This window comes from Pseudoxanthomonas sp. J35, assembly GCF_000513995.1.
Classification (GTDB): domain Bacteria; phylum Pseudomonadota; class Gammaproteobacteria; order Xanthomonadales; family Xanthomonadaceae; genus Pseudoxanthomonas.
The window spans coordinates 20,664-42,596 of record NZ_AZVB01000020.1; the positions used below are offsets into that span (position 1 = coordinate 20,664).

At 72.1% G+C, this 21,933-nt stretch carries 19 protein-coding genes and 1 pseudogene; 11 read left to right on the forward strand and 9 right to left on the reverse strand.

The annotated features are described in order from the left end of the window. Positions 1–167: 167 nt before the first annotated feature. Positions 168–1,733, forward strand: a complete 1,566-nt coding sequence (locus PSEJ35_RS16050; protein WP_232207639.1) for an FAD/NAD(P)-binding protein — start codon at positions 168–170, stop codon at positions 1,731–1,733. A gap of 82 nt (positions 1,734–1,815) precedes the next feature. Further along, positions 1,816–2,517, forward strand: a complete 702-nt coding sequence (locus PSEJ35_RS0110805; RefSeq protein WP_028917802.1) for a TorF family putative porin — start codon at positions 1,816–1,818, stop codon at positions 2,515–2,517. A 78-nt stretch (positions 2,518–2,595) separates the two neighbouring features. On the opposite strand, the gene tdh is transcribed toward PSEJ35_RS0110805, so the two are convergent. Then, positions 2,596–3,630 (reverse strand): L-threonine 3-dehydrogenase, encoded by a 1,035-nt coding sequence (tdh, locus tag PSEJ35_RS0110810; RefSeq protein WP_028917803.1) that lies wholly within the window; start codon positions 3,628–3,630, stop codon positions 2,596–2,598. A gap of 172 nt (positions 3,631–3,802) precedes the next feature. On the opposite strand from tdh, the gene PSEJ35_RS0110815 reads away from it, so the two are divergent. From PSEJ35_RS0110815 to PSEJ35_RS0110845, 7 genes are all read left to right on the forward strand, one after another. Continuing rightward, entirely contained in the window at positions 3,803–5,965 is a 2,163-nt protein-coding gene (locus tag PSEJ35_RS0110815) for a S46 family peptidase (RefSeq protein ID WP_028917804.1), read from the forward strand. Between the two features lie 157 nt (positions 5,966–6,122). Next, complete coding sequence (locus PSEJ35_RS0110820; RefSeq protein WP_028917805.1) at positions 6,123–6,767, forward strand: histidine phosphatase family protein; 645 nt, start codon at positions 6,123–6,125, stop codon at positions 6,765–6,767. 137 nt (positions 6,768–6,904) lie between these two features. Next, positions 6,905–8,161, forward strand: coding sequence for a bifunctional tetrahydrofolate synthase/dihydrofolate synthase (gene folC / locus PSEJ35_RS0110825; RefSeq protein WP_028917806.1), 1,257 nt, complete (start codon positions 6,905–6,907; stop codon positions 8,159–8,161). A gap of 61 nt (positions 8,162–8,222) precedes the next feature. Beyond that, complete coding sequence (locus PSEJ35_RS0110830) at positions 8,223–9,251, forward strand: SPOR domain-containing protein (protein WP_028917807.1); 1,029 nt, start codon at positions 8,223–8,225, stop codon at positions 9,249–9,251. A 34-nt stretch (positions 9,252–9,285) separates the two neighbouring features. Then, a complete protein-coding gene (locus tag PSEJ35_RS16055; protein ID WP_028917808.1) occupies positions 9,286–9,927 on the forward strand; it encodes a CvpA family protein in 642 nt (213 codons plus the stop codon). A 23-nt stretch (positions 9,928–9,950) separates the two neighbouring features. Next, a complete protein-coding gene (gene purF / locus PSEJ35_RS0110840) occupies positions 9,951–11,420 on the forward strand; it encodes an amidophosphoribosyltransferase (protein ID WP_028917809.1) in 1,470 nt (489 codons plus the stop codon). Between the two features lie 39 nt (positions 11,421–11,459). After that, entirely contained in the window at positions 11,460–12,263 is an 804-nt protein-coding gene (locus PSEJ35_RS0110845; protein ID WP_028917810.1) for a ferritin-like domain-containing protein, read from the forward strand. A gap of 7 nt (positions 12,264–12,270) precedes the next feature. Here the strand turns inward: PSEJ35_RS0110845 and PSEJ35_RS17630 are convergent, their stop codons facing one another. The 6 genes and pseudogenes from PSEJ35_RS17630 to PSEJ35_RS17495 form a co-directional block, all read right to left on the reverse strand. Next, entirely contained in the window at positions 12,271–12,963 is a 693-nt protein-coding gene (locus PSEJ35_RS17630) for an EAL domain-containing protein (RefSeq protein ID WP_028917811.1), read from the reverse strand. A gap of 128 nt (positions 12,964–13,091) precedes the next feature. Next, positions 13,092–15,401 (reverse strand): annotated as a pseudogene (locus PSEJ35_RS17850) (diguanylate cyclase); the annotation flags it as partial. Next, entirely contained in the window at positions 15,289–16,026 is a 738-nt protein-coding gene (lpxH, locus tag PSEJ35_RS0110860) for a UDP-2,3-diacylglucosamine diphosphatase (RefSeq protein ID WP_028917812.1), read from the reverse strand. The pseudogene PSEJ35_RS17850 and the gene lpxH, both read right to left, overlap by 113 nt. A 40-nt stretch (positions 16,027–16,066) precedes the next feature. After that, positions 16,067–16,942: a hypothetical protein gene (locus PSEJ35_RS17485; protein WP_028917813.1), complete on the reverse strand. Its 876-nt coding sequence runs from the start codon at positions 16,940–16,942 to the stop codon at positions 16,067–16,069. Continuing rightward, positions 16,843–17,775, reverse strand: a complete 933-nt coding sequence (locus PSEJ35_RS17490) for a serine/threonine-protein kinase (protein ID WP_028917814.1) — start codon at positions 17,773–17,775, stop codon at positions 16,843–16,845. The genes PSEJ35_RS17485 and PSEJ35_RS17490 overlap by 100 nt, the downstream gene beginning before the upstream one ends. A 68-nt stretch (positions 17,776–17,843) precedes the next feature. Beyond that, entirely contained in the window at positions 17,844–18,176 is a 333-nt protein-coding gene (locus PSEJ35_RS17495; RefSeq protein ID WP_028917815.1) for a hypothetical protein, read from the reverse strand. Positions 18,177–18,313: 137 nt separating this feature from the next. Here PSEJ35_RS17495 and gltX point away from each other — a divergent pair, with 137 nt between their 5' ends. Further along, a complete protein-coding gene (gene gltX / locus PSEJ35_RS0110880; protein ID WP_028917816.1) occupies positions 18,314–19,717 on the forward strand; it encodes a glutamate--tRNA ligase in 1,404 nt (467 codons plus the stop codon). 13 nt (positions 19,718–19,730) lie between these two features. Beyond that, positions 19,731–20,216 (forward strand): transcriptional repressor, encoded by a 486-nt coding sequence (locus tag PSEJ35_RS0110885; protein ID WP_028917817.1) that lies wholly within the window; start codon positions 19,731–19,733, stop codon positions 20,214–20,216. A 32-nt stretch (positions 20,217–20,248) separates the two neighbouring features. Here the strand turns inward: PSEJ35_RS0110885 and PSEJ35_RS0110890 are convergent, their stop codons facing one another. Further along, on the reverse strand, positions 20,249–21,460 hold the full coding sequence (locus PSEJ35_RS0110890) for an MFS transporter (RefSeq protein ID WP_028917818.1): 1,212 nt from the start codon (positions 21,458–21,460) through the stop codon (positions 20,249–20,251). After that, positions 21,457–21,891: a MarR family winged helix-turn-helix transcriptional regulator gene (locus tag PSEJ35_RS0110895; RefSeq protein ID WP_028917819.1), complete on the reverse strand. Its 435-nt coding sequence runs from the start codon at positions 21,889–21,891 to the stop codon at positions 21,457–21,459. Before PSEJ35_RS0110895 ends, PSEJ35_RS0110890 begins: the two co-directional genes overlap by 4 nt. Between the last annotated feature and the right edge of the window lie 42 nt (positions 21,892–21,933).

A 21,933-nucleotide genomic window follows, 5' to 3' on the forward strand; every position in this document is an offset into this window, starting at 1 on the left:
CGACGCGCGCGCCTGGCATGAGGTGGCGCACGCGGCTGCGGTCATGACGTGTGGCGATGTGCTCGTGCCGAATCGTTCTCGCCGGCATGGCCGCAAATAACCCCGCCTTTACCTGCTGCGACGCGCGCGGCGCTTAACTGCCCTCCGGACTGGCGGAGGGCGAGGCGATGCGGATAGCGATCATCGGTGCGGGTTTCAGCGGCAGCGTGCTGGCCACGGAACTGGCGCGCAGCGCCCCGGCCAGCGTCGACCTGTGCCTGGTGGGCATGCCGGAGAGCTTCGGCCGCGGCGTGGCCTACGGCGAGGCGCGGCCGGAACACCTGCTCAACGTCCGTGCCCGCGACATGGGCGCCACCCAGGACAAGCCGGTGGAGTTCGCGCGCTGGCTCAACCTCACCCGCCGCGCGGAGGAAGGCTTCCTGCCGCGCCTGGTCTACGGCGAGTACCTGTATTCGAGGCTGCAGCCGGCCGCGCAGACTTCGCTGGCCAGCTTCACCCAGGTGCAGCAGGAGGTGGTGGCGATCGACCGCGAAGGCACGGCCTTCCGCGTCATGCTGGCCGACGGTTCGGACTTCATCGCCGACAAGGTGGTGCGGGCGGTGGGCGCACTGCCGCCGCAGCGGCTGCAGGGCGTCGGGCCGCGGTTGCTGGTCGATCCGGGCTACATCGCCTGGCCGTGGCAGCGCGACCTGCGCGGACGCGACGCGCTGGCCCAGGTGCCGGCCGAGGCGCGCGTGCTGGTGATCGGGAGCGGCCTGACCATGGCCGGCACCGTGGTCACCCTGCTGCGCCGCGGCCACCGCGGGCCGATCACCGCGCTGTCGCGGCACGGGCTGCTGCCGCGGCCGCACCTGGAGGAGCCGGGCCCGCCGGTGGCGCTGCCGCCGAACGTGCTGCACGTGCTCAACAGCGCCGACGTGCGCCTGCTGTTGCGCACCCTGCGCGCGCTGGCGCCGATCGTGCCGGACTGGCGCGGCCTGGTCGACGCGCTGCGTCCCTGCCTGCAGGGCTACTGGAAGACCCTCCCGGACGAGGAACGCAGCCGTTTCATGCGCCATCTGCGTTCCTACTGGGAAGTGTTCCGCCACCGCCTGGCGCCGAGCGTGCACCGCGAGCTGGAGGAGCTGCGCCGGCAGGGCCAGCTGAAGATCCGTGCCGGCCGCCTGCTGCGCGCGCGCCGCGGCGAGACCGCGATCGAGGTGGTGCTGCGCGAGCGCGGCCGGTCGCACGCGGAGTTCGAGCAGTACGACGTGCTGGTCCGCGCCACCGGCCTGGACACCGACATCGAACGGACCAGCCACCCGCTGGTCGGCCAGCTGCGCGACGCCGGCACGATCAGCGCCGATCCGTTCGGCCTGGGCCTGCGCGCCAACGCGCGCTACGAGGTCCTCGATCGGCACGGCGCGCCGGTACGCGGGCTGTACTGCCTGGGGCCGCTGCTGCGCGGGCAGCTGTGGGAGACCCCGCGGTCCCCGGGCTGCGGGTGGCCGCGTGCGAGCTGGCCGCGCAGCTGCTGCGGGCGGTGGAGGCCGCCGGGATCACGGCGGGGGCGGGGCCGAGGTTGGCCGCGTCCGCCGGTTAGGCGGAGGGGTTTCCGGGGAGCCTGCGGGCAGGCAAGCCTCGCAGGCCAGGGGCGCGGAGCGCAGGTGGGGCGGGGGTTCCCGTGCCGCCGACGCTCTCGCGCCCGGCACTTGACGCGGGAAATGTTGCATCGCAGTATCGGGCTGGGTTAATTATTCGTGAAACCGTGATCGCGACCGAGGTCGCGGCCCCGGCCCCGCCGCCCGCAACATCCCCACCGCCAGGAGATCCAGGATGAAGCCGTTCAAGCTTGCCGCCTCGCTTGCCCTCGCGCTGTCCGCACTGCCGTTCGTCGCCTTCGCCCAGGACGCGGAGGAAGAATCCTCGCCGCTGACCTGGTCGGTCGCCGCGACTTCGGACTACGTCTGGCGCGGTGTCTCGCAGAGCAACGAAACCTCGACCGGCCAGGCCGGCCTGACCTACAACTCGCCGGTGGGCCTGTACGTGGGTACCTGGGCCTCGGGCGTGGACTTCGGTCCCGGCGATCCGGACTTCGAAGTCGACTACTTCGTCGGCTACAACGTCGACTTCAGCGACTCGGTCAACTTCGACATCATGCTCAACCGCTACACCTACCCGGATGCGAGCGAGCTGAACTTCAACGAGCTGATCACCACCACCACCTTCGCCGAGAACTACAGCCTGACCGTCGCCTACAGCGACGACTTCGGCGGTTCCGACACCGACGCGTGGTACGTGGCCGGCGGCGCCAGCATCGGCCTGCCGAACGACTTCAGCCTGGACCTGGGCGTTGGCCGCAGCATGTTCGAGAAGGACTACGGCGAGGACTACACCGACTGGACCGTCGGCGTGAGCCGCAGCTGGGGCCTGGTCTCCGCCTCGCTGGCCTACGTCGGCACCGACGGCAACGGCCGCGATGCCTTCGGCGAGATCGCCGACAACCGCCTGGTCCTGACCCTCAGCGTGGGCAACTGATCGACGCCGGGCGGCCACGCCATCCACGAAAAAGGCGCCGCGAGGCGCCTTTTTCCTTTCCCGGGTTCGCCTGGTCGCTCAGTTCCAGCTGAGCACGACCTTGCCGGCCTTGCCCTGTTCCATCAGGTCGAAGCCGTGCTGGAACTCGTCCACGTGCAGCTGGTGGGTAAGCACCTTGCCCAGCGGGAAGCCGGACAGCACCAGCTGGGTCATCTTGTACCAGGTCTCGTACATCTTCCTGCCGTAGATGCCCTGCACGGTCAGGCCCTTGAAGATGATCTTGTCCCAGTCGCAGCCGGCGCCCTTGGGCATGATCCCGAGCATGGCGATCCTGCCGCCGTGGTACATGCACTCGAGCATGTCGTTGAAGGCGCGCGGGTTGCCGCTCATCTCCAGGCCGACGTCGAAGCCTTCCATGTGTAGGTCGGCCATCACCTCGCGCAGCGAGGTGTTGGCGACGTTGACCACGCGGGTGGCGCCCATGTCGGCGGCCAGCTTCAGGCGGAAGTCGTTGACGTCGGTGACGACGACGTTGCGCGCGCCGATGTGCTTGCAGATGCCGGCGGCGATGATGCCTATCGGGCCGGCGCCGGTGATCAGCACGTCCTCGCCGACCACGTCGAACTCCAGCGCGCAGTGCGCGGCGTTGCCGTAGGGATCGAAGAACGCGGCCAGCTCCGACGGGATCGGGTCCGGGATCGGCCACAGGTTGGTGGCCGGCATGACGATGTACTCGGCGAAGGCACCGTCGCGGTTCACGCCGATGCCCACGGTGTGCGGGCACAGGTGCGGACGGCCGCCGCGGCAGTTGCGGCAGTGGCCGCAGACGATGTGGCCTTCGGCCGAGACGCGCTGGCCGATCCTGTAGCCGGTCACGCCCGGGCCGAGCGCGGCGATGCGGCCGACGAACTCGTGGCCGATGACCAGGCCCGGCCTGATCGTGCGCTGGCTCCACTCGTCCCACAGGTAGATGTGCAGGTCGGTGCCGCAGATGGCGGTCTTCTCGACCTTGATCAGGACCTCGTTGGGGCCGGCCTCCGGCACGGGCACCTCTTCCATCCAGATGCCCTTGGTGGCTTCGCGCTTGACCAGCGCCTTCATGGTTGCGGACATCGATCGGCCTTGCGAGGGAAACAGGGGCGGACATTATAGGTTGCGGGGGTAACCATCGCCCGTGGTGGCATGGCCGCGACCGGGGAAGCCCGGAGCCCCTGCCGAAAGTCATGGGCCGGCGGGGTCCGGGCGGCCGCTAGAATCGGGAATCCTTTCAGCTGGAACCGTCCTGATGCGTCTTCGCCTGCTCTCCGCCTCCGTCCTGGCCGCCCTGGCCGCCGCTCCCGCCGCCTGGGCCGGGGAGGGCATGTGGGTGCCGCAACAGCTGCCGGAGATCGCCGGCCCGCTGAAGCAGGCCGGGCTCAAGCTCTCCCCCGAGCAGCTGGCGGACCTGACCGGCGACCCGATGGGCGCGGTGGTGGCGCTGGGCGGCTGCACCGCCAGCTTCGTGTCCCCGAACGGCCTGGTGGTGACCAACCACCACTGCGCCTACGGCGCGATCCAGCTCAACTCGACCGCCGAGAACAACCTGATCCGCAACGGCTTCAACGCGCCGACCACCGCCGACGAGCTCAGCGCCGGCCCCAACGCGCGCGTTTACGTGCTCGACGAGATCACCGACGTGACCGCCGAGGCCCGCGCCGCCATCGCCTCGGCCGGCAACGACCCGCTGGCCCGCACCCGGGCGCTGGAAGCCTTCGAGAAGAAGCTGGTCGCCGACTGCGAAGCCGAGGCCGGCTTCCGCTGCCGCCTGTACAGCTTCTCCGGCGGCAATGCCTACCGCCTGTTCAAGAACCTGGAAATCCGCGACGTGCGCCTGGCCTACGCGCCCCCGGGCAGCGTGGGCAAGTACGGCGGCGACGTCGACAACTGGATGTGGCCGCGCCACACCGGCGACTTCGCCTTCTACCGCGCCTACGTCGGCAAGGATGGCAAGCCGGCGGCGTTCTCCCCGGACAACGTGCCGTACCGGCCCAGGCACTGGCTGAAGATCGCCGACAAGCCGCTGGGCGAGGGCGACTTCGTGATGGTCGCCGGCTACCCGGGCTCGACCAACCGCTACGCGCTGGCCGCCGAGTTCGACCACACCGCGCAGACGGTGTACCCGGAGACCATCCGCCACTACCGCAACCTCATCGGCATGATCGAGGAAGCCGGCCGCAAGGATCCGGACATCCAGGTCAAATACGCCAGCAACATGGCCGGCTGGAACAACTACGCCAAGAACTACGCCGGCCAGCTGGAAGGCTTCAAGCGCATCGACGCCGCCGGCCAGAAGCACGCCGAGGAAGCGGCGGTCCTGGCCTGGCTGAAGGGCCAGGGCACGAAGGGCAGGGAGGCGCTCAAGGCGCACGCCACGCTGATGCAGCTGCTGGAGCAGAACAAGGCCACCCGCAGCCGCGACTACACCCTGGCGATGTTCAACGGCACCGGCGTGGTCGGCGCCGCCACCCAGCTGTACCGCCTGTCGCTGGAGAAGGCCAGGCCGGACGCCGAGCGCGAGCCGGGCTTCCAGCAGCGCGACCTGCCGACCATCGAAGGGGCGATGAAGCAGCTCGAGCGCCGCTACGTGCCGGCCATGGACCGCCAGCTGCAGGCCTACTGGCTCAACGAGTACATCAAGCTGCCGGCCGCCCAGCGGGTGCCGGCCGTGGACCAGTGGCTGGGCGGCAGCGACGCCGCCGCGGTGGAGCGCGCGCTCGACCGCCTGGCGGCGACGAAGCTGGGCAGCACCGAGGAGCGCCTGAAGTGGCTGTCCGCCGACCGCGCCGCGTTCGAGGCCAGCGACGACCCGGCGATCCAGTACGCGGTGTCGGTGATGCCGACCCTGCTCAAGCTCGAGCAGGAGCGCAAGGTCCGCGCCGGCGAGAACCTGGCCGCGCGCCCGGTGTTCCTGCAGGCGCTGGCCGACTACAAGAAGAGCCAGGGCCGCTTCGTCTACCCGGACGCGAACCTGTCGCTGCGCATCACCTTCGGCAACGTGATGGGCTACGCGCCGAAGGACGGCGTGGCCTACACCCCGTTCACCACGCTCGAGGGCCTGGTCGCCAAGGACACCGGCGAGGAGCCGTTCGACTCGCCGAAGGCCCTGCTCGACGCGGTCGCGGCCAAGCGCTACGGTGGCCTGGAAGACCCGCGCGTGGGCTCGGTGCCGGTCAACTTCCTCTCCGACCTGGACATCACCGGTGGCAACTCCGGTTCGCCGGTGCTGGACGCCGAGGGCAAGCTGGTCGGCCTGGCCTTCGACGGCAACTGGGAGTCGGTCAGCTCCAACTGGGTGTTCGACCCGAAGATGACCCGCATGATCGCGGTCGACCAGCGCTACATGCGCTGGGTGATGCAGGAAGTGTTCCCGGCGCCGCAGCTGCTGCAGGAACTCAACGTCGCCAGGTGACCGGCGGGCCGGGGCGTGAGGCATTCCCGCCCCGGAGACCCTGGCCAGTGCGGCCCACGGGACGGGAGCGGGTATCATCCGCTCCCGTCCTCGCGTCCGGACCCCGGCAACGGGCAGGTCCAGGCCGGGTCGCCACCCCTACCGGAAACACTGCTGCATGCGCATCCTGCTTGCCCGCCACGGCGAAACCCCGTGGAACGCCGAAGGCCGCTACCAGGGCCAGATCGACATCCCGCTTTCGCCCGTCGGCGAAGCCCAGGCCCGCGCGCTGGGCGAGCGCCTGCGCGACGTCCCGGTCAGCCGCGCCGTCGCCTCGCCGCTGTCGCGCGCGCGCCGCACCGCCGAACTGGCGCTGGGCGAAGAGCGTGCCGGCCTGCTGCAGCTGGATCCGGACGTGCAGGAAATCGCCCACGGCGAATGGGAAGGCCTGCTGGCCGCCGAGATCGGCGAGAAGGACCCGGCCCGCCTGCGCGCCTGGCGCGAGGAGCCGGACACGGTGCTGATGCCCGGCGGCGAATCGCTGCGCCAGGTGCTGGACCGTTCCTGGCGCGGCCTGGTGCGCGCCACCGAGGGCCTGGGCGAGGACGACACCCTGCTGCTGGTGGCGCACGACGCGGTCAACCGCGTGCTGCTGTGCCGGATCCTCGGCCTGCCGATCGGCAAGCTGTGGACCTTCCGCCAGGCCCCGACGACGCTCAACCTGCTCGAAGGCCCGGACGTGGACCGCCTGGAAGTCGTGCGCCTGAACGACTGCTCGCACCACACCCCGTTCTTCGGCGAAGCGAAGCACCGCGCGCTGTAAGGCGCACCGGACCGCGGCGAAGTGGGACGCGGCGGGGACGCGGCGCGCCTGCGCGCGCGTGGCACGCCACGGGGCGTCGGCGGTATCGTCGCCGCGTGCCCGCACCGAAGGAATGACCTGGGCGGAAGTCCGAACCGATGAACCTGCAGCAGTGGCTCGACCATATCGAGCGCCAGCATCCCCGCAACATCGAACTGGGCCTGGATCGCGTGCGCGAGGTCGCCGGGCGGCTGGGCCTGCGGCGTCCGGCCGCGCAGGTGGTCACCGTCGCCGGCACCAACGGCAAGGGCTCGACCGTGGCCTTCATCGAGGCCATCGCCCGCGCCGGCGGCTGGAAAGTCGGCGCCTACACCTCGCCGCACCTGCTGCGCTACAACGAGCGGGTGCGCATCGACGGCGACGAGGCCGGCGACGAGGCGTTGGCGCAGGCCTTCGCCGCGGTCGACGCCGCGCGCGGCGATACGCCGCTGACCTATTTCGAGTACGGCACCCTGGCGGCGCTGTGGCTGTTCGATCGCAGCGGGCTGGACCTGGCCGTGCTGGAAGTCGGCCTGGGCGGCCGCCTGGATGCGGTGAACATCGTCGATCCGGACGTGGCGGTGATCACCACCGTCGACATCGACCACGTCGACTGGCTGGGCCATGACCGCGAGGCCATCGGCGCGGAGAAGGCTGGCATCGCCCGTGCCTGGAGGCCGCTGGTGCTGGGCGAGATCGATCCGCCGTCCAGCGTGCTGCGCCACGCCTACGCGATCGGCGCCAACGCCATCCGCCTGGGCAGCGACTTCTTCCACGAACCGGTGGACGCCACGCAATGGCGCTGGCGCGAGGTCGGCGCCGAACTGCTGCTGCCGATGCCGCGCCTGCCGGCGCCGGCGCAGCTGGCCAACGCCGCCACCGCGATCGCCGCGCTGCGCGCGCTGCCGCGCGAACTGCCGGAGGACGCCTTCGCCGCCGGCGTGGCCGCGGCGACCCTGCCCGGTCGCCTGCAGCGCTTCGAACGCGACGGCGTCGAGGTGGTGCTCGACGTCGCCCACAACCCGCAGGCCGCCCGCGAGCTGGCCGCCTGGCTGGCGCTGCAGCCGGCGGCGTCCACCGCGGCGGTGTTCGCGGCGCTGGCGGACAAGGACGTGGCCGGCGTGGTCGCGGCGGTGGCCGGCGCGGTCGCGCGCTGGCACCTGGCCGGGCTGGACGGCATCGCCCGCGGCGAGGCGGTGGACGCCTTCGCCGCGCGCCTGGCCGGCACCGCGGCGGCCGCTGGCAGCCGCGACGCGGTCGTGGCCGATGCGCTGCAGCGTGCGCTGGAGGCTTCGGCGCCGGGGGACCGGGTGCTGGTGTTCGGTTCCTTCCACACCGTGGCCCAGGCGCTGGAAACGCTGCGTTCAGGCCGCTGACGGCAGTCCGGGGGCCTGCAGCCTATAATCGCCCGGCATTCCCGGCGCGCTGCGAGGCCCAGTGGATACCACCCTGAAACAACGCCTGATCGGCGGCGCGGTCCTGGTCGCGCTGGCGGTCATCTTCCTGCCCATGCTCGTGCAGGGGCCGGCCCCCGACAGCGGCGTGGCCGACGTCTCGACCCGCGTGCCGCCGACGCCCGGCGGCGAATACGAAACCCGCGAACTGCCGCTGGTGCCCGGTGCCGCGGATCCGGCGTTGCCGGCGCCGGCGAGCGAAGCGGCGCCCGCTCCGGCCGAAACCACGGCCCAGGACGCGGTCGCGCCTGCGGCAGCCGGCAAGCCCGATCCGGCGGAAGCCGCCGGCCAGTGGGCGGTGACCTTCGGTGCCTACGCCAGTGCCCGCGACGCCGACACCGTGCTGTCGCGGCTGCGCCAGGCCGGCCTGGAAGGCTTCAAGGAAGAGGCCGAACTCAACGGCCGCAAGGCCTGGCGCGTGCGCGTGGGGCCGTACCCGGACCGTGCGCTGGCCGAGGCGGGCCGCCTGCAGGCGGTGCGCATCCGCAGCGACGTCAACGCGCAGGTGATCGCGCTGGATGCCGGCAACGCCGCCACCGGCACGGCGTCCGCGCCCGCCACCGCGGCCGCAACCCCCGCTGCCAGCCAGCCGGCGCCGGCTTCGAGCCAGCCGGCCGCCACGGCACAGGCGTCGGCGACGAAGACCGAAGCCTTGCCGGCGGAAAGCAAGCCAAAGCCCGCCACCCCGCCCGCGCAGCCGGCGCCGGCGCCGGCGAAGGCCACCACGGCCACCACGGCCACCACGCAGGCACCGCCGCCCACCGCGCCGGCGGCGTCCGGCGTCGGCTTCGCCGTGCAGCTGGGCGCGTTCTCCAGCGCCACCGAAGCCGACGCGTTGCGCGACCGCCTGCGCGGCGCCGGCTACAGCGCCATCGTGCAGCCGGTGCGCACCGACAAGGGCACCCTGCATCGCGTGCGCGTCGGCCCGGTGGCCAGCCGCGCCGAGGCCGAGCAGCTGAAGTCGCGCCTGGCCCCGGGCTTCGGCGCCGGCATGGTGGTGCCGCACCCGTGACCGCAGGGGCCGACGCACGGGAGGGGTGCGCCGCGTGAATCCGATCGACCTGGTCCTGTGCGTGCTGGTCCTCGCTTCGGCGCTGTTCGGCGCGATGCGCGGGCTGGTCGGCGTGGTCGCCTCGCTGGTGGCCTGGATCGGCGCCGCCTGGTTCGCGTTCCGCTACGGCGCCGAGCTGGCTTTCTGGTTCAGCGACGACGGCCAGCCGGGCGCCACCGAACTGCTGGCCGGCTACGTGGCCGCCTTCATCGGCGTGCTGGTGCTGGTCGGCGTGGTCGGCTGGATCGTGCGCAAGCTGGTGCATGCGGTCGGCCTGTCCGGCGTGGACCGCTTCCTCGGACTGCTGCTGGGCCTGGCGCGTGGCGCGCTGGTCGCCTGCATCGCGATCGTGGTGCTGGCGTTCAGCCGCCTGCCGCAGGAGCCGGCATGGGCCGAATCCCGCGTCGTTGCGGTGTTGTTGCCCGGTGCGCAGTGGCTGGCGCGCTGGTTGCCGGACTGGGCCGTGCACGAACTGGACTTTGGCAACGGCCGTCCGAGCGGCGATAATGGCGTCCTTGATCGGGCCGGCGCAGTCGTCGGGACGATCACCGAGGCGCTGCCCACCCCCGTGGACGAGAACGGACCTCCTCCCCGCGGCGCGGAGCCGCCGCCCCCCCCGTCTTCCCCCGGTCGCTGAGACCGCAGCGAGTACCCCCGAACATGTGCGGCATCGTCGGAATCGTCGGCAACCAGAACGTTGCCGGTCAGCTTTATGACGGCTTGACCGTCCTCCAGCATCGCGGCCAGGACGCGGCGGGCATCGCCACCGCCGACGGCACCCGCCTGCGCGTGCACAAGGACAACGGCCTGGTCCGCGACGTGTTCAACGCCAAGGCGATGAGCGTGCTGGAAGGCCGCGTGGGCATCGCCCACTGCCGCTACCCGACCGCGGGCTCGGAAGGGATGGACGAGGCGCAGCCGTTCTACGTCAACTCGCCCTATGGCATCGCCCTGGCGCACAACGGCAACCTGATCAACACCGAGGCCCTGCGCCAGCAGGTGTTCGAGCAGGACCGCCGCAACATCAACACCGATTCGGACAGCGAGGTGCTGCTGAACGTGTTCGCCCACGAGCTGGACGTGCAGCGCACGCTGAGCCCGGAGGCGGCGCTGCGCGCGATCGCCGGCGTGCACAGGCGGGTGAAGGGCGGCTACGCGGTGGTCAGCGTGGTGCTGGGCCTGGGCCTGGTCGCGTTCCGCGACCCGCACGGCATCCGCCCGCTGGTGCTGGGCAAGCGCGAGCAGGGCGAGGGCACCGAGTACATCGTCGCCTCCGAATCGGCGGTGCTGGACATCCTCGGCTTCCAGCGCGTGCGCGACGTGCTGCCGGGCGAGGGCATCGTCATCACCGCCCGCGGCGAGATGTTCGCCGGGCAGTGCGCCGAGCCGGCCGAGCGCGCGCCGTGCATCTTCGAATACGTGTACTTCGCCCGCCCGGACTCGATGATCGACGACGTGTCGGTGCACAAGGCGCGCATGCGCATGGGCATCAAGCTCGGCGAGAAGATCCTGCGCCTGCGCCCGGACCACGACATCGACACGATCATCCCGATCCCGGACACCTCGCGCGACGCGGCGCTGGAGATCTCCAACGTGCTGGGCGTGAAGTACCGCGAGGGCTTCATCAAGAACCGCTACGTCGGCCGCACCTTCATCATGCCGGGGCAGGGCGAGCGGGTGAAGTCGGTGCGCCGCAAGCTCAACCCGATCCACCTGGAGTTCCGCAACCGCGTGGTGCTGCTGGTCGACGACTCGATCGTGCGCGGCACCACCAGCCAGCAGATCGTGCAGATGGCCCGCGACGCCGGCGCGCGCAAGGTGTACCTGGCCTCGGCCGCGCCGCCGGTGCGCTACCCGAACATCTACGGCATCGACATGCCGTCCTCGGACGAGCTGATCGCGCACGGCCGCAGCGTCGAAGAGATCGAGAAGCTGCTGGGCTGCGACTGGCTGATCTACCAGGACCTCGAGGACCTGGAGGCGGCGGTGCGCGAGGGCAACCCGCAGCTGACCCGCTTCGATTCCTCGTGCTTCGACGGCAACTACGTCACCGGCATCGAGCCGGGCTATTTCGAGCGCATCCAGCAGTTGCGCTCGGACGAGGCCAAGCGCAAGCGCCGCGCCGGCTGACGCGAGGGCGTGCCGCGCCCCCGCGGCCGCCGGTTCCCGATGGATTCGCTGTTCGACGCCGCCCGCCAGTGCCTGGATGCCGCCGATCCGGCGGAGAAGGTCGCGCTCACCCATCGCCACTTCGCCGCCCTGCAGCGCGGCGGGCTGGCGATCCCGCAGGATGCGCCGCCCCCGGAGCCGATCCGCATGCCAGGCCGCCCGCCGCGGCCGCGGCTGGTGCATCCGCGCGACCTGCCCAGGCGCGGGCTGGGCAGCGACGAGGGCAAGGCGGCGTTCCTGCACGCCATCGCCCACATCGAACTCAATGCCATCGACCTGGGCTGGGACGCGGTGTACCGCTTCCGCGGGCTGCCGGAGCAGTTCTACCTCGACTGGGCGCGGGTGGCCGACGACGAGGCGCGCCACTTCGCGATGCTGCGCCAGCGCCTGCAGGAATGCGGTTACGACTACGGCGACTTCGACGCGCACAACGGCCTGTGGGAGATGTGCGAGAAGACCGCGCAGGACGGCCTGGCGCGGATGGCGCTGGTGCCGCGCGTGCTGGAGGCGCGCGGGCTGGACGTGACCCCCGGCATGATCGAACGCCTGCGCACCATGGGTGACACGCGCACGGTGGCGGTGCTGGAGGTGATCCTGCGCGAGGAGGTCTCGCACGTGGCCGCCGGCTCGCGCTGGTACCGCTGGTACTGCGAGCAGCGCGGGGTGGAGCCGCGCCAGCGCTTCCGCGAGCTGCTGCACGAATACGCCGGCGGCTACCTGCGCGGCCCGTTCAACCTGGAGGCGCGGCTGCTGGCCGGCTTCGACGAGGACGAACTGCTGGCCCTGCAGCAGCAGGCCGGCTGAAGCCGCCTCAGCCGACGGCGGCTTCCTCCCCGCGGATCAGCTCCATTGCCGCCTCGGCCTGCAGCGGGCCGCCGAACAGCACGCCCTGGGCCTCGTCGCTGGCCGCGTCGCCCAGCAGCGCCAGCTGCTCCTCCCGCTCCACGCCCTCGATCACGGTGGCGATGCCCAGCCGCGCGCACAGCCCGGCGACCGCGTCGATCACCGCCGGGCCCTGGGCGTTGCGTTCCAGGTCGTCGAGGAAGGTGCGGTCGAGCTTGACCTTGTCGAAGACGAAGCTACGCAGGTAGGCCAGCGAGGAACTGCCGGCGCCGAAGCAGTCGATGACGATGGCTACGCCGGCCGCCTTCAGCTGCGCCAGGCTGGCCTCGGCGGCTTCGAAGTGCAGGAACAGCGTCTCCTCGGCGAACTCCAGTTCCAGCCGTTGCGGCGGCAGGCCGGCCGCGGCCAGTTCCTGCAGGACCCATTCGTGCAGGCCCGGGACGAGCTGGCGGCCGGCGAGGTTGACCGACAGGGTCAGCGGCGCCGGCCAGCGCAGCGCCTCGCGGACGGCACCGCGCAGCATCCAGCGGCCGACCTGGTCGACCAGGCCCAGTTCCTCCAGCAGCGGCAGGAACTGGTCCGGCGTCTGCAGGCCGCGCCCGGGATGGCGCCAGCGCAGCAGCGCTTCGAAGCCGCGCAGCCGCCGTTCCGGCAGGCGCACGCGCGGCTGGTAGTGGCCGGTGTCAATCGCCTCGCGCAGCTCCAGCTCCAGCCGGTGGCGTTCCTGCATGCGCCGGTCCATGGCCGGGTCGAAGAAGCAGAAATGGCCGCGGCCGTCGTTCTTGACTGGTACAGCGCCAGGTCGGCGTTCTGCAGCAGGCGCTCGGCGGTGCCGGCGTCCTCGCCGGTCAGGGCGATGCCGACGCTGGTGCCGACCACCACGCGGTGCCCGTCCAGGTCGTAGGGCGCCTGCACGGTCTCGACCAGGCGTTGCGCCAGCTTCGCCACTTCCTCCGCGGCGACCGGCGCTTCCAACAGCACGGCGAATTCGTCGCCGCCCATGCGCGCCACCAGGTCGCCGTCGCGCACCGCCTTGCGCAGGCGCACGGCCACGGTGCGCAGCAGGGCGTCGCCGAACGGATGGCCCAGGGTGTCGTTCACTTCCTTGAAGCGGTCCAGATCCAGACACAGCAGCGCGCACTGGCGGCCCTCGCGTCCCGCCTCGACCGCGGCGGCCAGGCGTTCCTTCAGCACGCCGCGGTTGGCCAGGCCGATGAGCGGGTCGTGCTGGGCCAGGTAGACGATGTGCGCCTGCGCCTGGTGGCGCGCGTCGACGTCTTCCAGCACGCCGACCCAGCCGCCGCCGTCGCCGGCCGGCAGGCGGTCGCCGCGGGCGCGGACCCAGCGCCACTGCCCGCGGGCGTCGCGCACCCGGAACTCGATGTCGAAGGGTTCCGGTCCGTGGATCACCGCGCTCCAGGAACGGTTGCGTGCGGGCAGGTCCTCCGGGTGCACGGCGCGCAGCCAGCCGCGGCCCAGCGCGGCCGGTTCCGGCTGGCCGGTCAGTTCGGGCCAGCCGGTGCCGGTGCTGATGGTGCCGTCCGGGCGCGCCTGCCAGAAGACCAGCGCGCCGGCCTCGGCGACCGTGCGGTAGATGCGCTGGCTGCGGTCCAGGCTGGCGGCGAGGGCGCGGGCGTCGTCGGCGCGCCGGCGCAGCGCGACCTCGGCGGCGGCAATGCCTTCCTGCAGGGTGGCCAGTTCGCGGATCGTCGGCGGCGTATCGGATTCCAGCGCAGGCCCCGCATCCTGGCCGTCGACGATCAGGCGCGCGCGCCGGGCCGCCAGGCCGCGCACCGGGCGCAGGATACGGTTGGCCAGGACGTGGCAGGCCAGCAGGCCCATGGTGCCGGCGAGCAGCGCGCCCAGCACGATGCCCACCAGTGGCCCCTGCCAGCGCGCCTGGAACGCCTCCAGCGGCTCGCCCACCACCAGCGCCCAGCCGGGCGCAGCGTCCAGCATCCGGAACGCGAACACCACTTCCTGGCCTTCCTTGGAGGTGGCCTCGAACACGCCGCTGCGGGTGCCCAGCGAGGTGAGGTTGGGCCAGTCCGGGACCGGCTGCCCGAGGTAACGTTCGGGGCTGCGCGAGCGCGCGGCGATGCGGCCTTCCGGATCGGCCACGGCCACCAGCAGGTGCTGGTCGGTGGCGGCGATGGCCACCGCGTCGATCAGGCGGTTGGAGCGCAGCACCACGGCCAGGCCCGGCGCTCCGGGCGTGGTGCCGGGAACGGCGATGGCCACCAGCGGCGCGTGCGGGTCGTCGCCGCCGAAGAACAGCCGCGAGACCTGCGCCCGGCCGCTGGCGCGCGCGGCCTCGATCAGCGGCGACAGGGTCGCGTCGGCTTCGCCGGCGGCGATCACCCGGGCATCCAGCCCGGAGGCCTTGCTCTGCCGCCACAGGCTGGTGGCGCCAGCGGCGTCGCCCGCGGTGGCGTCGTGCAGCATGCCCAGGCTGCCGATGTGGTCGCCGATGCTGCGGTCCACCGCGTGGGCCAGCAGCGCGGCGGTTTCGGCGAGGTGGCGGCGCGAGTCCTCGCGCAGCCGGGTGCCTGACTGCCACAGCGTGAGCAGGACGATGCCCAGCATCGGCAGCGGCGCCGAGGCGACCAGCAGGTAGAGGTGGTTGCGCAGGTCAAGCAGGGGCCGGGCCGTCGGGGATTGCCGTCCGTCGGGCTGCGCCAAGCCGGTCATTCCCCCTCCTGTCGTGCCGGGACCGCGTGGAGGCCCGTCCACGCCGCCCACGATTCCAGCTTGGGGGCCGCCTGCGCGCGCTGGCAACCGGGGTGCGGGCGCGGACTGGCCCGCGAACCTGGGGCAGCGGATGGACTGGCTCGCTGCTGCGGAACCGCAAGGCGGGCAGTCCGGGACGGCGGGGACGACGGCGAAGCCAGGGCAGGCGACGGCATTCCCGTCGGCATGGCGCGACGCACAGGCGCGGTCTCCGGCGGAGGCCCTCGCGCGTGCCGCGCCGGCGCGGCACGAACGGCTACAGCCGGTCCAGCTGCATTCCGGAGGCATCCACGCGCAGCACCGAACCCTGTTCGTACCAGTCGCCGAGCACGACGCGCCGGCACTCGCGGCCGCCGGCCCGCAGCGCATGGATCGCCGGCCTGTGGGTGTGGCCGTGGATGAGCGTGGCCACGCCGAAGCGGGCGAGGGTGGCTGCCACCGCCGCCGGGTTCACGTCGGTCACCGTCTCGAACGTGCCGCGGTCGCCAGCGAGCATCTGCTTCTGCCGGGCCATGCTTGCCTGTCGTGCCTGGTTGGCGAAGGCCAGGCGCGCCTGCAGCGGCTGGTCGAGGAAACGCTGCTGCCAGCCCGGGTCGCGGGTCTGCGCGCGGAACGCCTGGTAGGCGGTGTCGTCGGTGCACAGCAGGTCGCCGTGCATCAGCAGGACCGGTTCCCCGTACAGCGACACCACCGCCGGATCCGGGAGGATGCGCATGCCGGCGCGGCGCGCGTAGGCCTGGCCGACGAGGAAATCGCGGTTGCCGCGCATGAAATACACCGGCATGCCGGCATCGGCCACCGCGCGCAGGCCGTGCGCCACCTCCGCGCCGGCTTCGGACGGATCGTCGTCGCCCACCCAGGCCTCGAACAGGTCGCCGAGGATGTACAGCGCGTCGGCGCGCATGGCCTCCTCGCGCAGGAAGTCCAGGAACAGGGTGGTGATCGCCGGCCGGGCCGGGTCCAGGTGCAGGTCGGAGACGAACAGCGTGGTCATGCGGCGATTGTAGGACGGCGGCGCGGCGCGCGCCGGGGATTCATCCGGCCACGGCCTGTTCGCGCATCCGCTGCAGCGACCGCCGCCACGGCGAGTCGTCGGGGATGCCTTCGGCGTCGAGCAGGGCCTGGTAGCGTTCGAGTACCCGGCGCATGCCCGTGCTGCCGCCGGACTCACGCAACGCGCGGGCCAGGTGGCGCATGGCGTTGTCGTACACGACCATGAAGTCGCGCGCATGCGGCAGCACGGCCTGCTCGGCGCGGACCAGGACGGCGATCGCCTCGCGCCGGTCGCCGCCGGCTTCGAGCATGGCGAAGCCCAGCGCGCCGAGGGCATAGGCGTAGTTGACCGCGTCGATCCCGGGCGCCGCGCGCGCTTCCAGCGCCGGCAGGACGTCGCGCAGCAGCCGCGCCGATTCGTCGTGGCGGCCGGCACCGGTGAGCGCCTGCGCGGTGGTGACCGCGATCTGCAGGTAGAAGCGGTTCTCCGGCCCGCCGGCCTCGCGCGCCACCTGCGTCGCCAGCAGCAGCGTCTCCAGGTGGCGGGCCTTGTCGCCCAGCAGCTCGTAGCCGATACCGAGCTGGTTGAGCACCACCGCGCGCTGCACCGTGGCCTCGCCGACCAGGCGCACGTAGTCGTGGTCGACTTCCTCGAGCAGGGCCACGCCTTCCGCCGCGGCGTTGTCCGACAGCAGCATCGCGCCGAGGTTGGACCGGGCCAGCAGCCGCGTGGCCGGCTGCGAGGCGTAGTGGACCTCCATCAGCGCCACCACCTCGCGCTGCACGGCCAGCGCCTCGTCCACGCGCTCGGCGCGGTTCAGCGCCGAGGCCAGCGCTTCCAGCGCGGTGATCCGGACCCGGCCCATCGACTGGGTGGTCGCCAGCGGCTGCAGGCGGCCGTCGAGCTCGCGCAGCACTTCGATGATCCGCGCCGCGGGGACTTCGCCGAGCAGGTCCTCGTTGCGCAGTTCCTGCACGCGGCGCCGACCCGCCAGCGGTGCCGCCAGGCGAAGCGGCGCAGGCGGTACAGGTGCTGGCCGCGGCGGGCCGACACCGGGCGCGAGTCGAGGAAGCGGCGCAGTTCGTCGGCCAGGGCCGCGACCGAGGGATAGCGGTCGCCCGGATCGCGGCGCAGCGCCTTCAACACGATCGCATCCACGTCGGCGGGGATGCGGCCCACGCCGGCATCCGGCGAAGGCGCATGGCGCGCGCTGGCGCTGGGCGGGCGGATCTCGCCGGAGACGATCGCGCCGGGCAGCAGGTGGCCCGCTTCGACGCCGTGGTGGGGGCGCACGCCGGCCACCAGTTCGTACAGCACCACGCCCAGCGACCACACGTCGGCCGCGGTCGACAGCGGCCGGCCCTCGACGTGCTCGGGGCTGGCGTAGGCCAGGGTCAGGGCGCGGTGCGCGGTGGCCGTGGGGTCGGCGGTGTGGGCATCGCCGGTGGCGAGCCGGGCGATGCCGAAATCCAGCAGCTTCGGCTCGCCGTCGGCGCGCACCAGGATGTTGGCCGGCTTGAGGTCGCGGTGGATCACCAGGCGCTGGTGGGCATGCTCGACCGCGGCGCAGACCTTGAGGAACAGGCGGATGCGGGCGTTCAGCGGCAGCCGGCGGGTTTCGCACCAGCGGTCGATGCGTTCGCCTTCCACGTACTCCATCGCCAGGAAGGGCTGGCCGTCGGCGCTGAGACCGCCATCGATGAAGTGGGCGATGTTCGGGTGCTGCAGGTTGGCAAGGATGCGCGGCATTCGTCGGCCATCCGCGCCGCGGTGCGTCCGGCCTGCGGGCCGGTGCCGGCCAGCATCTTCAGCGCGACCTACTGGCGCAGGTCGCCTTCGCCGCGTTCGGCCAGGGAGACCCGGCCCATGCCGCCTTCGCCGGGCATGCGCAGGATCCGGTAGCGGCCCGGCTGCGCGGCGCCGATGGTGGTGTCCTGCGCCAGCGGTTCGGTCGGGGCGTCCCCGGCGGCCCAGCGCGGCACCATCACCTCGGTCATGTCGGCGCGCAGGACCTCGAGCAGCCAGTCGACCTCGGTGCGCAGCCCCGGGTCGCCTGCGCAGCGCTGTTCCAGCCAGGCCTGCCGCGATTCGGCGGGCAGCTCCATGGCTTCCATCGCGATGGACTTCGCTTGCAGGTACCGGTCCGACATGGCCTTGCTCCCCCGGGGTGCCATGGACGGGCCATGGTATCGGGGTCCGCGGCCGTCTGCGCGGGGCGGGCGGCGTTCCGCCGGGGGATGGGCGCGGCGGGGTAAAATCCCCGGATTCCATCGCTCCCCCCGCCTCCATGACCTGCCGCACCCGCTTCGCCCCCAGTCCCACCGGCTACCTGCACATCGGTGGCGCCCGCACCGCGCTGTACTGCTGGCTGGAGGCCCGCCACCACGGCGGCAAGTTCATCCTGCGCATCGAGGACACCGACCGCGAGCGCAGCACCCAGGCGGCGATCGACGCCATCCTCGAGGCCATGGACTGGCTGGGCCTGGACTACGACGAGGGCCCGATCTACCAGACCCATCGGATCGACCGCTACCGCGAGGTGGCCGAACAGCTGGTCGCCCAGGGCAAGGCCTACTACGCCTACGAGACGAAGGAAGAGCTCGAGGCCATGCGCGAGGCCGCGATGGCCCGGCAGGAGAAACCGCGCTACAACGGCGCCGCGCGCGAGCTGGGGCTGCCGTACCGCGACGACCCGAACCGGGTGATCCGCTTCAAGAACCCGCTCGATGGCGTGGTGGTGTTCGACGACCTGATCAAGGGCCGCATCGAGATCGCCAACAGCGAGCTGGACGACATGGTGATCTTCCGCCCGGACGGCTACCCCACCTACAACTTCGCGGTGGTGGTGGACGACTGGGACATGGGCATCACCGAGGTCATCCGCGGCGACGACCACATCAACAACACCCCGCGCCAGATCAACCTGTACCACGCCATCGGCGCGCCGGTGCCGAGGTTCGCCCACATCCCGATGATCCTGGACGAGGCCGGCGCCAAGCTGTCCAAGCGCACCGGTGCGGCCGACGTGATGCAGTACAGGGACATGGGCTACCTGCCCGACGCGCTGCTGTGCTACCTGGCGCGCCTGGGCTGGTCGCATGGCGACCAGGAGATCTTCAGCCGCCAGGAGCTGGTCGAGCTGTTCGACGTGCGCGACTGCAACTCCAAGGCCTCGCGACTGGACATGGCCAAGCTGGGCTGGGTCAACCAGCACTTCCTCAAGACCACCGACCCGGCCGCGATCGCGCCGCAGCTGGTCTACCAGCTGGAAAAGCTGGGCCTGGACCTGGCGAAGGGCCCGAAGCCGGAAGAGGTGGTCGTGGCCCTGCGCGAACGCGTGCAGACGCTGAAGGAAATGGCCGAGAAGTCGGTGGTATGGTACACGCCGCTGGACACCTACGACGAAGCCGCCGTCGCCAAGCACCTGAAGGCCGGGGCCGATGCGCCGCTGGCCAGGGCCCGCGAGCTGCTGGCCGCGCTGCCGGAATGGACCGTCGAGGCCGTCGGCCAGGCCCTGCACGACACCGCCGCCACGCTGGAACTGGGCATGGGCAAGGTCGCCCAGCCGCTGCGCGTGGCCATCACCGGCACCCAGGTCAGCCCGGACATTTCCTGGACGGTCTACCTGGCCGGCCGCGACGAGGCCTTGAAGCGCATCGATGCGGCCCTCACCAAGGTTCCGAAGGGCTGATTCCGGAGACGCCATGGGCAAGCCGCACGCCTGCACCGACCCGCACCACCACGTCGACAGCGCCGATGCGTTCGTCTCGGCGGTGGAACGCGCATGCGGCGAGCGTGGCCTGCGGCTGACCCCGATCCGCGCCAACGTGCTGCGCCTGATCGCCGACGCCGGCAAGCCGGTGAAGGCCTACGACCTGCTGGAGAAGGTGCGCGAGAGCAAGGGCGCAGGCGCGGACGCACCGCCGACCGTGTACCGCGCGCTGGATTTCCTGATGGCCAACGGCTTCGTGCACAAGCTGGCCTCGGTGAACGCCTTCGTCGCCTGCCACCACCCGGACAGCGCGCAGCACTCGGTGCCGTTCCTGATCTGCGACCGCTGCCATAACGCGGTCGAGCTGGAGGACCGCGAAGTGGTGGCCCAGCTCGATGCACGGGCCAAGGCGCTGGGCTTCCAGCCGCAGGCGCAGACCCTGGAGGTGCACGGCCTCTGCGCGCGTTGCGCGGGCTGAGCCGGAACCCGCCCGACTGACGCGGCGCGGGCTTATGCCGCCGCGGCCGCCAGCCGCCGCTCCCGGATCGGTACGTTGGCCGCCGCGGCCACCAGCGCCAGCGCCATGTCCGCGTACCACATCCACTGGTAGCTGCCGGTGGTTTCCAGCGCCATGCCGCCCAGCCACGCGCCGAAGAAGCCGCCGACCTGGTGCGAGAGCAGGGTCAGGCCGAACAGCGTGCCCAGGTAGCGCGGCCCGAACAGCTTGCCGACCAGGCCCGCGGTCGGCGGCACCGTTGCCAGCCAGGTGAAGCCAAGGCCCGCGGCGAACAGGTAGAACGTCCACGCGCTCGGCGGCGCCAGCAGGAACAGCGCGATCAGCACGGCGCGGCTGGCGTACATCGCCGCCAGGAGCCACTTCATCCGGAAGCGTTCGCCCAGCTTGCCGGCGGCCAGGCTGCCGGCGATGTTGAACAGGCCGATCAGCGCGATGGACACCGCCGAGACGCTGGCCGGCAGTCCGCACAGTGCGACCTCGCCGGGCAGGTGGGTGACCAGGAAGGCCACGTGCACGCCGCAGGTGAAGAAGCCCAGGTGCAGCAGCCAGTAGCTGCGGTCGCGCAGGGCCACGCCCAGCTGGTGGCGCAGGCCGCGGTCCTCGAAGCCTTCATGCGCGACCGGCGCCTGGCCTTCGCGGCGGCGGAAGCAGCGCGCCAGCGGCAAGGTCAGCAGCGAGGTGGCGGCCATGCCGAGCATCGCCACGGTCCAGCCGGCCGCGCCGATCACCAGCTGCAGCAGCGGCGCGAACACGAACTGGCCCAGCGAGCCGCCGGCGTTGATGATGCCTGCCGCCGACGAACGCTTTTCCGGCGGCAGGCGCCCGGCGGTGGCGCCGATCAGGATCGAGAAGCTGCCGGCGCCGGCGCCGGCAGCGGTCATCAGGCCCAGGGTCAGCATCAGGCCCGGCCCCGAAGGCAGGAACGGCACCAGCGCCAGGCCGGCGGCGAGCAGCAGGCCGCCGGCGACGAGCACCGGTTCGGGGCCATGGCGGTCGGCGATGGCGCCGAACACCGGCTGTACCGCGCCCCACACGAACTGGCCGATCGCCAGCGCCAGGCTGATGGTGGCGATGCCGATGCCGGTATCGAGGTGGATCGGCGCGACGAACAGGCCGGTGGTCTGCCGCGCGCCCATGGTCAACATCAGGATCACGCCAGCGGCAACGACCAAGCCGGTGGTGCCGCGGCCGCCGGCCGCGTTCATGCCTGCCGCTCCTGCGCCAGCGCCGCATGGAGCGCGTCGAGGCTGGCGTGGAGGCGGTCGCGGCCCCGTTCGCCGAGCAAGGCGTCGACGCGCTGCTGGGCCTTGCGCCACAGCGGCCGGGCCTGGGCGAGGCGTGCGCGGCCGGCATCGGTGAGCCGGACCAGCCGCTGGCGCGGATCCTCGCCGCGCGCGTCCTCGACCAGGCCATCGCGCAGCAGTGGCTGCAGGTTGCGGTTGAGGGTGGTGCGGTCCATGCCCAGGCGCGCGGCCAGTTCACCCAGCGCCAGCGGCGCGCGCGCATGGCGCAGCAGCGAGTACTGGTTGACGCCCAGGCCGGCCCCGGCGAGGGCATGGTCATAGACCTGGGAAACCTGCCGCGCCGCGCGGCGCAGCAGGAAGCAGGTGCAGGGCGAGGACGCGCGTTCGCTCATCGGCCGGGCCAGGGGAGGTGCGGGCCTTCACTATACGTGCAT

Bases quoted from the DNA above. Each gene is read 5' to 3' on its own strand.
- PSEJ35_RS0110895 (WP_028917819.1), bottom strand. From the start codon at position 21,891: ATGAGCGAACGCGCGTCCTCGCCCTGCACCTGCTTCCTGCTGCGCCGC.
- lpxH (WP_028917812.1), bottom strand. From the start codon at position 16,026: ATGACCACGCTGTTCGTCTCCGACCTGCACCTGGACCCGGCCCGGCCG.
- PSEJ35_RS17490 (WP_028917814.1), bottom strand. From the start codon at position 17,775: ATGCCGCGCATCCTTGCCAACCTGCAGCACCCGAACATCGCCCACTTC.
- purF (WP_028917809.1), top strand. From the start codon at position 9,951: ATGTGCGGCATCGTCGGAATCGTCGGCAACCAGAACGTTGCCGGTCAG.
- PSEJ35_RS0110820 (WP_028917805.1), top strand. From the start codon at position 6,123: ATGCGCATCCTGCTTGCCCGCCACGGCGAAACCCCGTGGAACGCCGAA.
- PSEJ35_RS17495 (WP_028917815.1), bottom strand. From the start codon at position 18,176: ATGTCGGACCGGTACCTGCAAGCGAAGTCCATCGCGATGGAAGCCATG.
- PSEJ35_RS0110885 (WP_028917817.1), top strand. From the start codon at position 19,731: ATGGGCAAGCCGCACGCCTGCACCGACCCGCACCACCACGTCGACAGC.
- PSEJ35_RS0110845 (WP_028917810.1), top strand. From the start codon at position 11,460: ATGGATTCGCTGTTCGACGCCGCCCGCCAGTGCCTGGATGCCGCCGAT.
- folC (WP_028917806.1), top strand. From the start codon at position 6,905: ATGAACCTGCAGCAGTGGCTCGACCATATCGAGCGCCAGCATCCCCGC.
- PSEJ35_RS16050 (WP_232207639.1), top strand. From the start codon at position 168: ATGCGGATAGCGATCATCGGTGCGGGTTTCAGCGGCAGCGTGCTGGCC.
- PSEJ35_RS0110815 (WP_028917804.1), top strand. From the start codon at position 3,803: ATGCGTCTTCGCCTGCTCTCCGCCTCCGTCCTGGCCGCCCTGGCCGCC.
- PSEJ35_RS0110890 (WP_028917818.1), bottom strand. From the start codon at position 21,460: ATGAACGCGGCCGGCGGCCGCGGCACCACCGGCTTGGTCGTTGCCGCT.
- gltX (WP_028917816.1), top strand. From the start codon at position 18,314: ATGACCTGCCGCACCCGCTTCGCCCCCAGTCCCACCGGCTACCTGCAC.
- PSEJ35_RS0110805 (WP_028917802.1), top strand. From the start codon at position 1,816: ATGAAGCCGTTCAAGCTTGCCGCCTCGCTTGCCCTCGCGCTGTCCGCA.
- tdh (WP_028917803.1), bottom strand. From the start codon at position 3,630: ATGTCCGCAACCATGAAGGCGCTGGTCAAGCGCGAAGCCACCAAGGGC.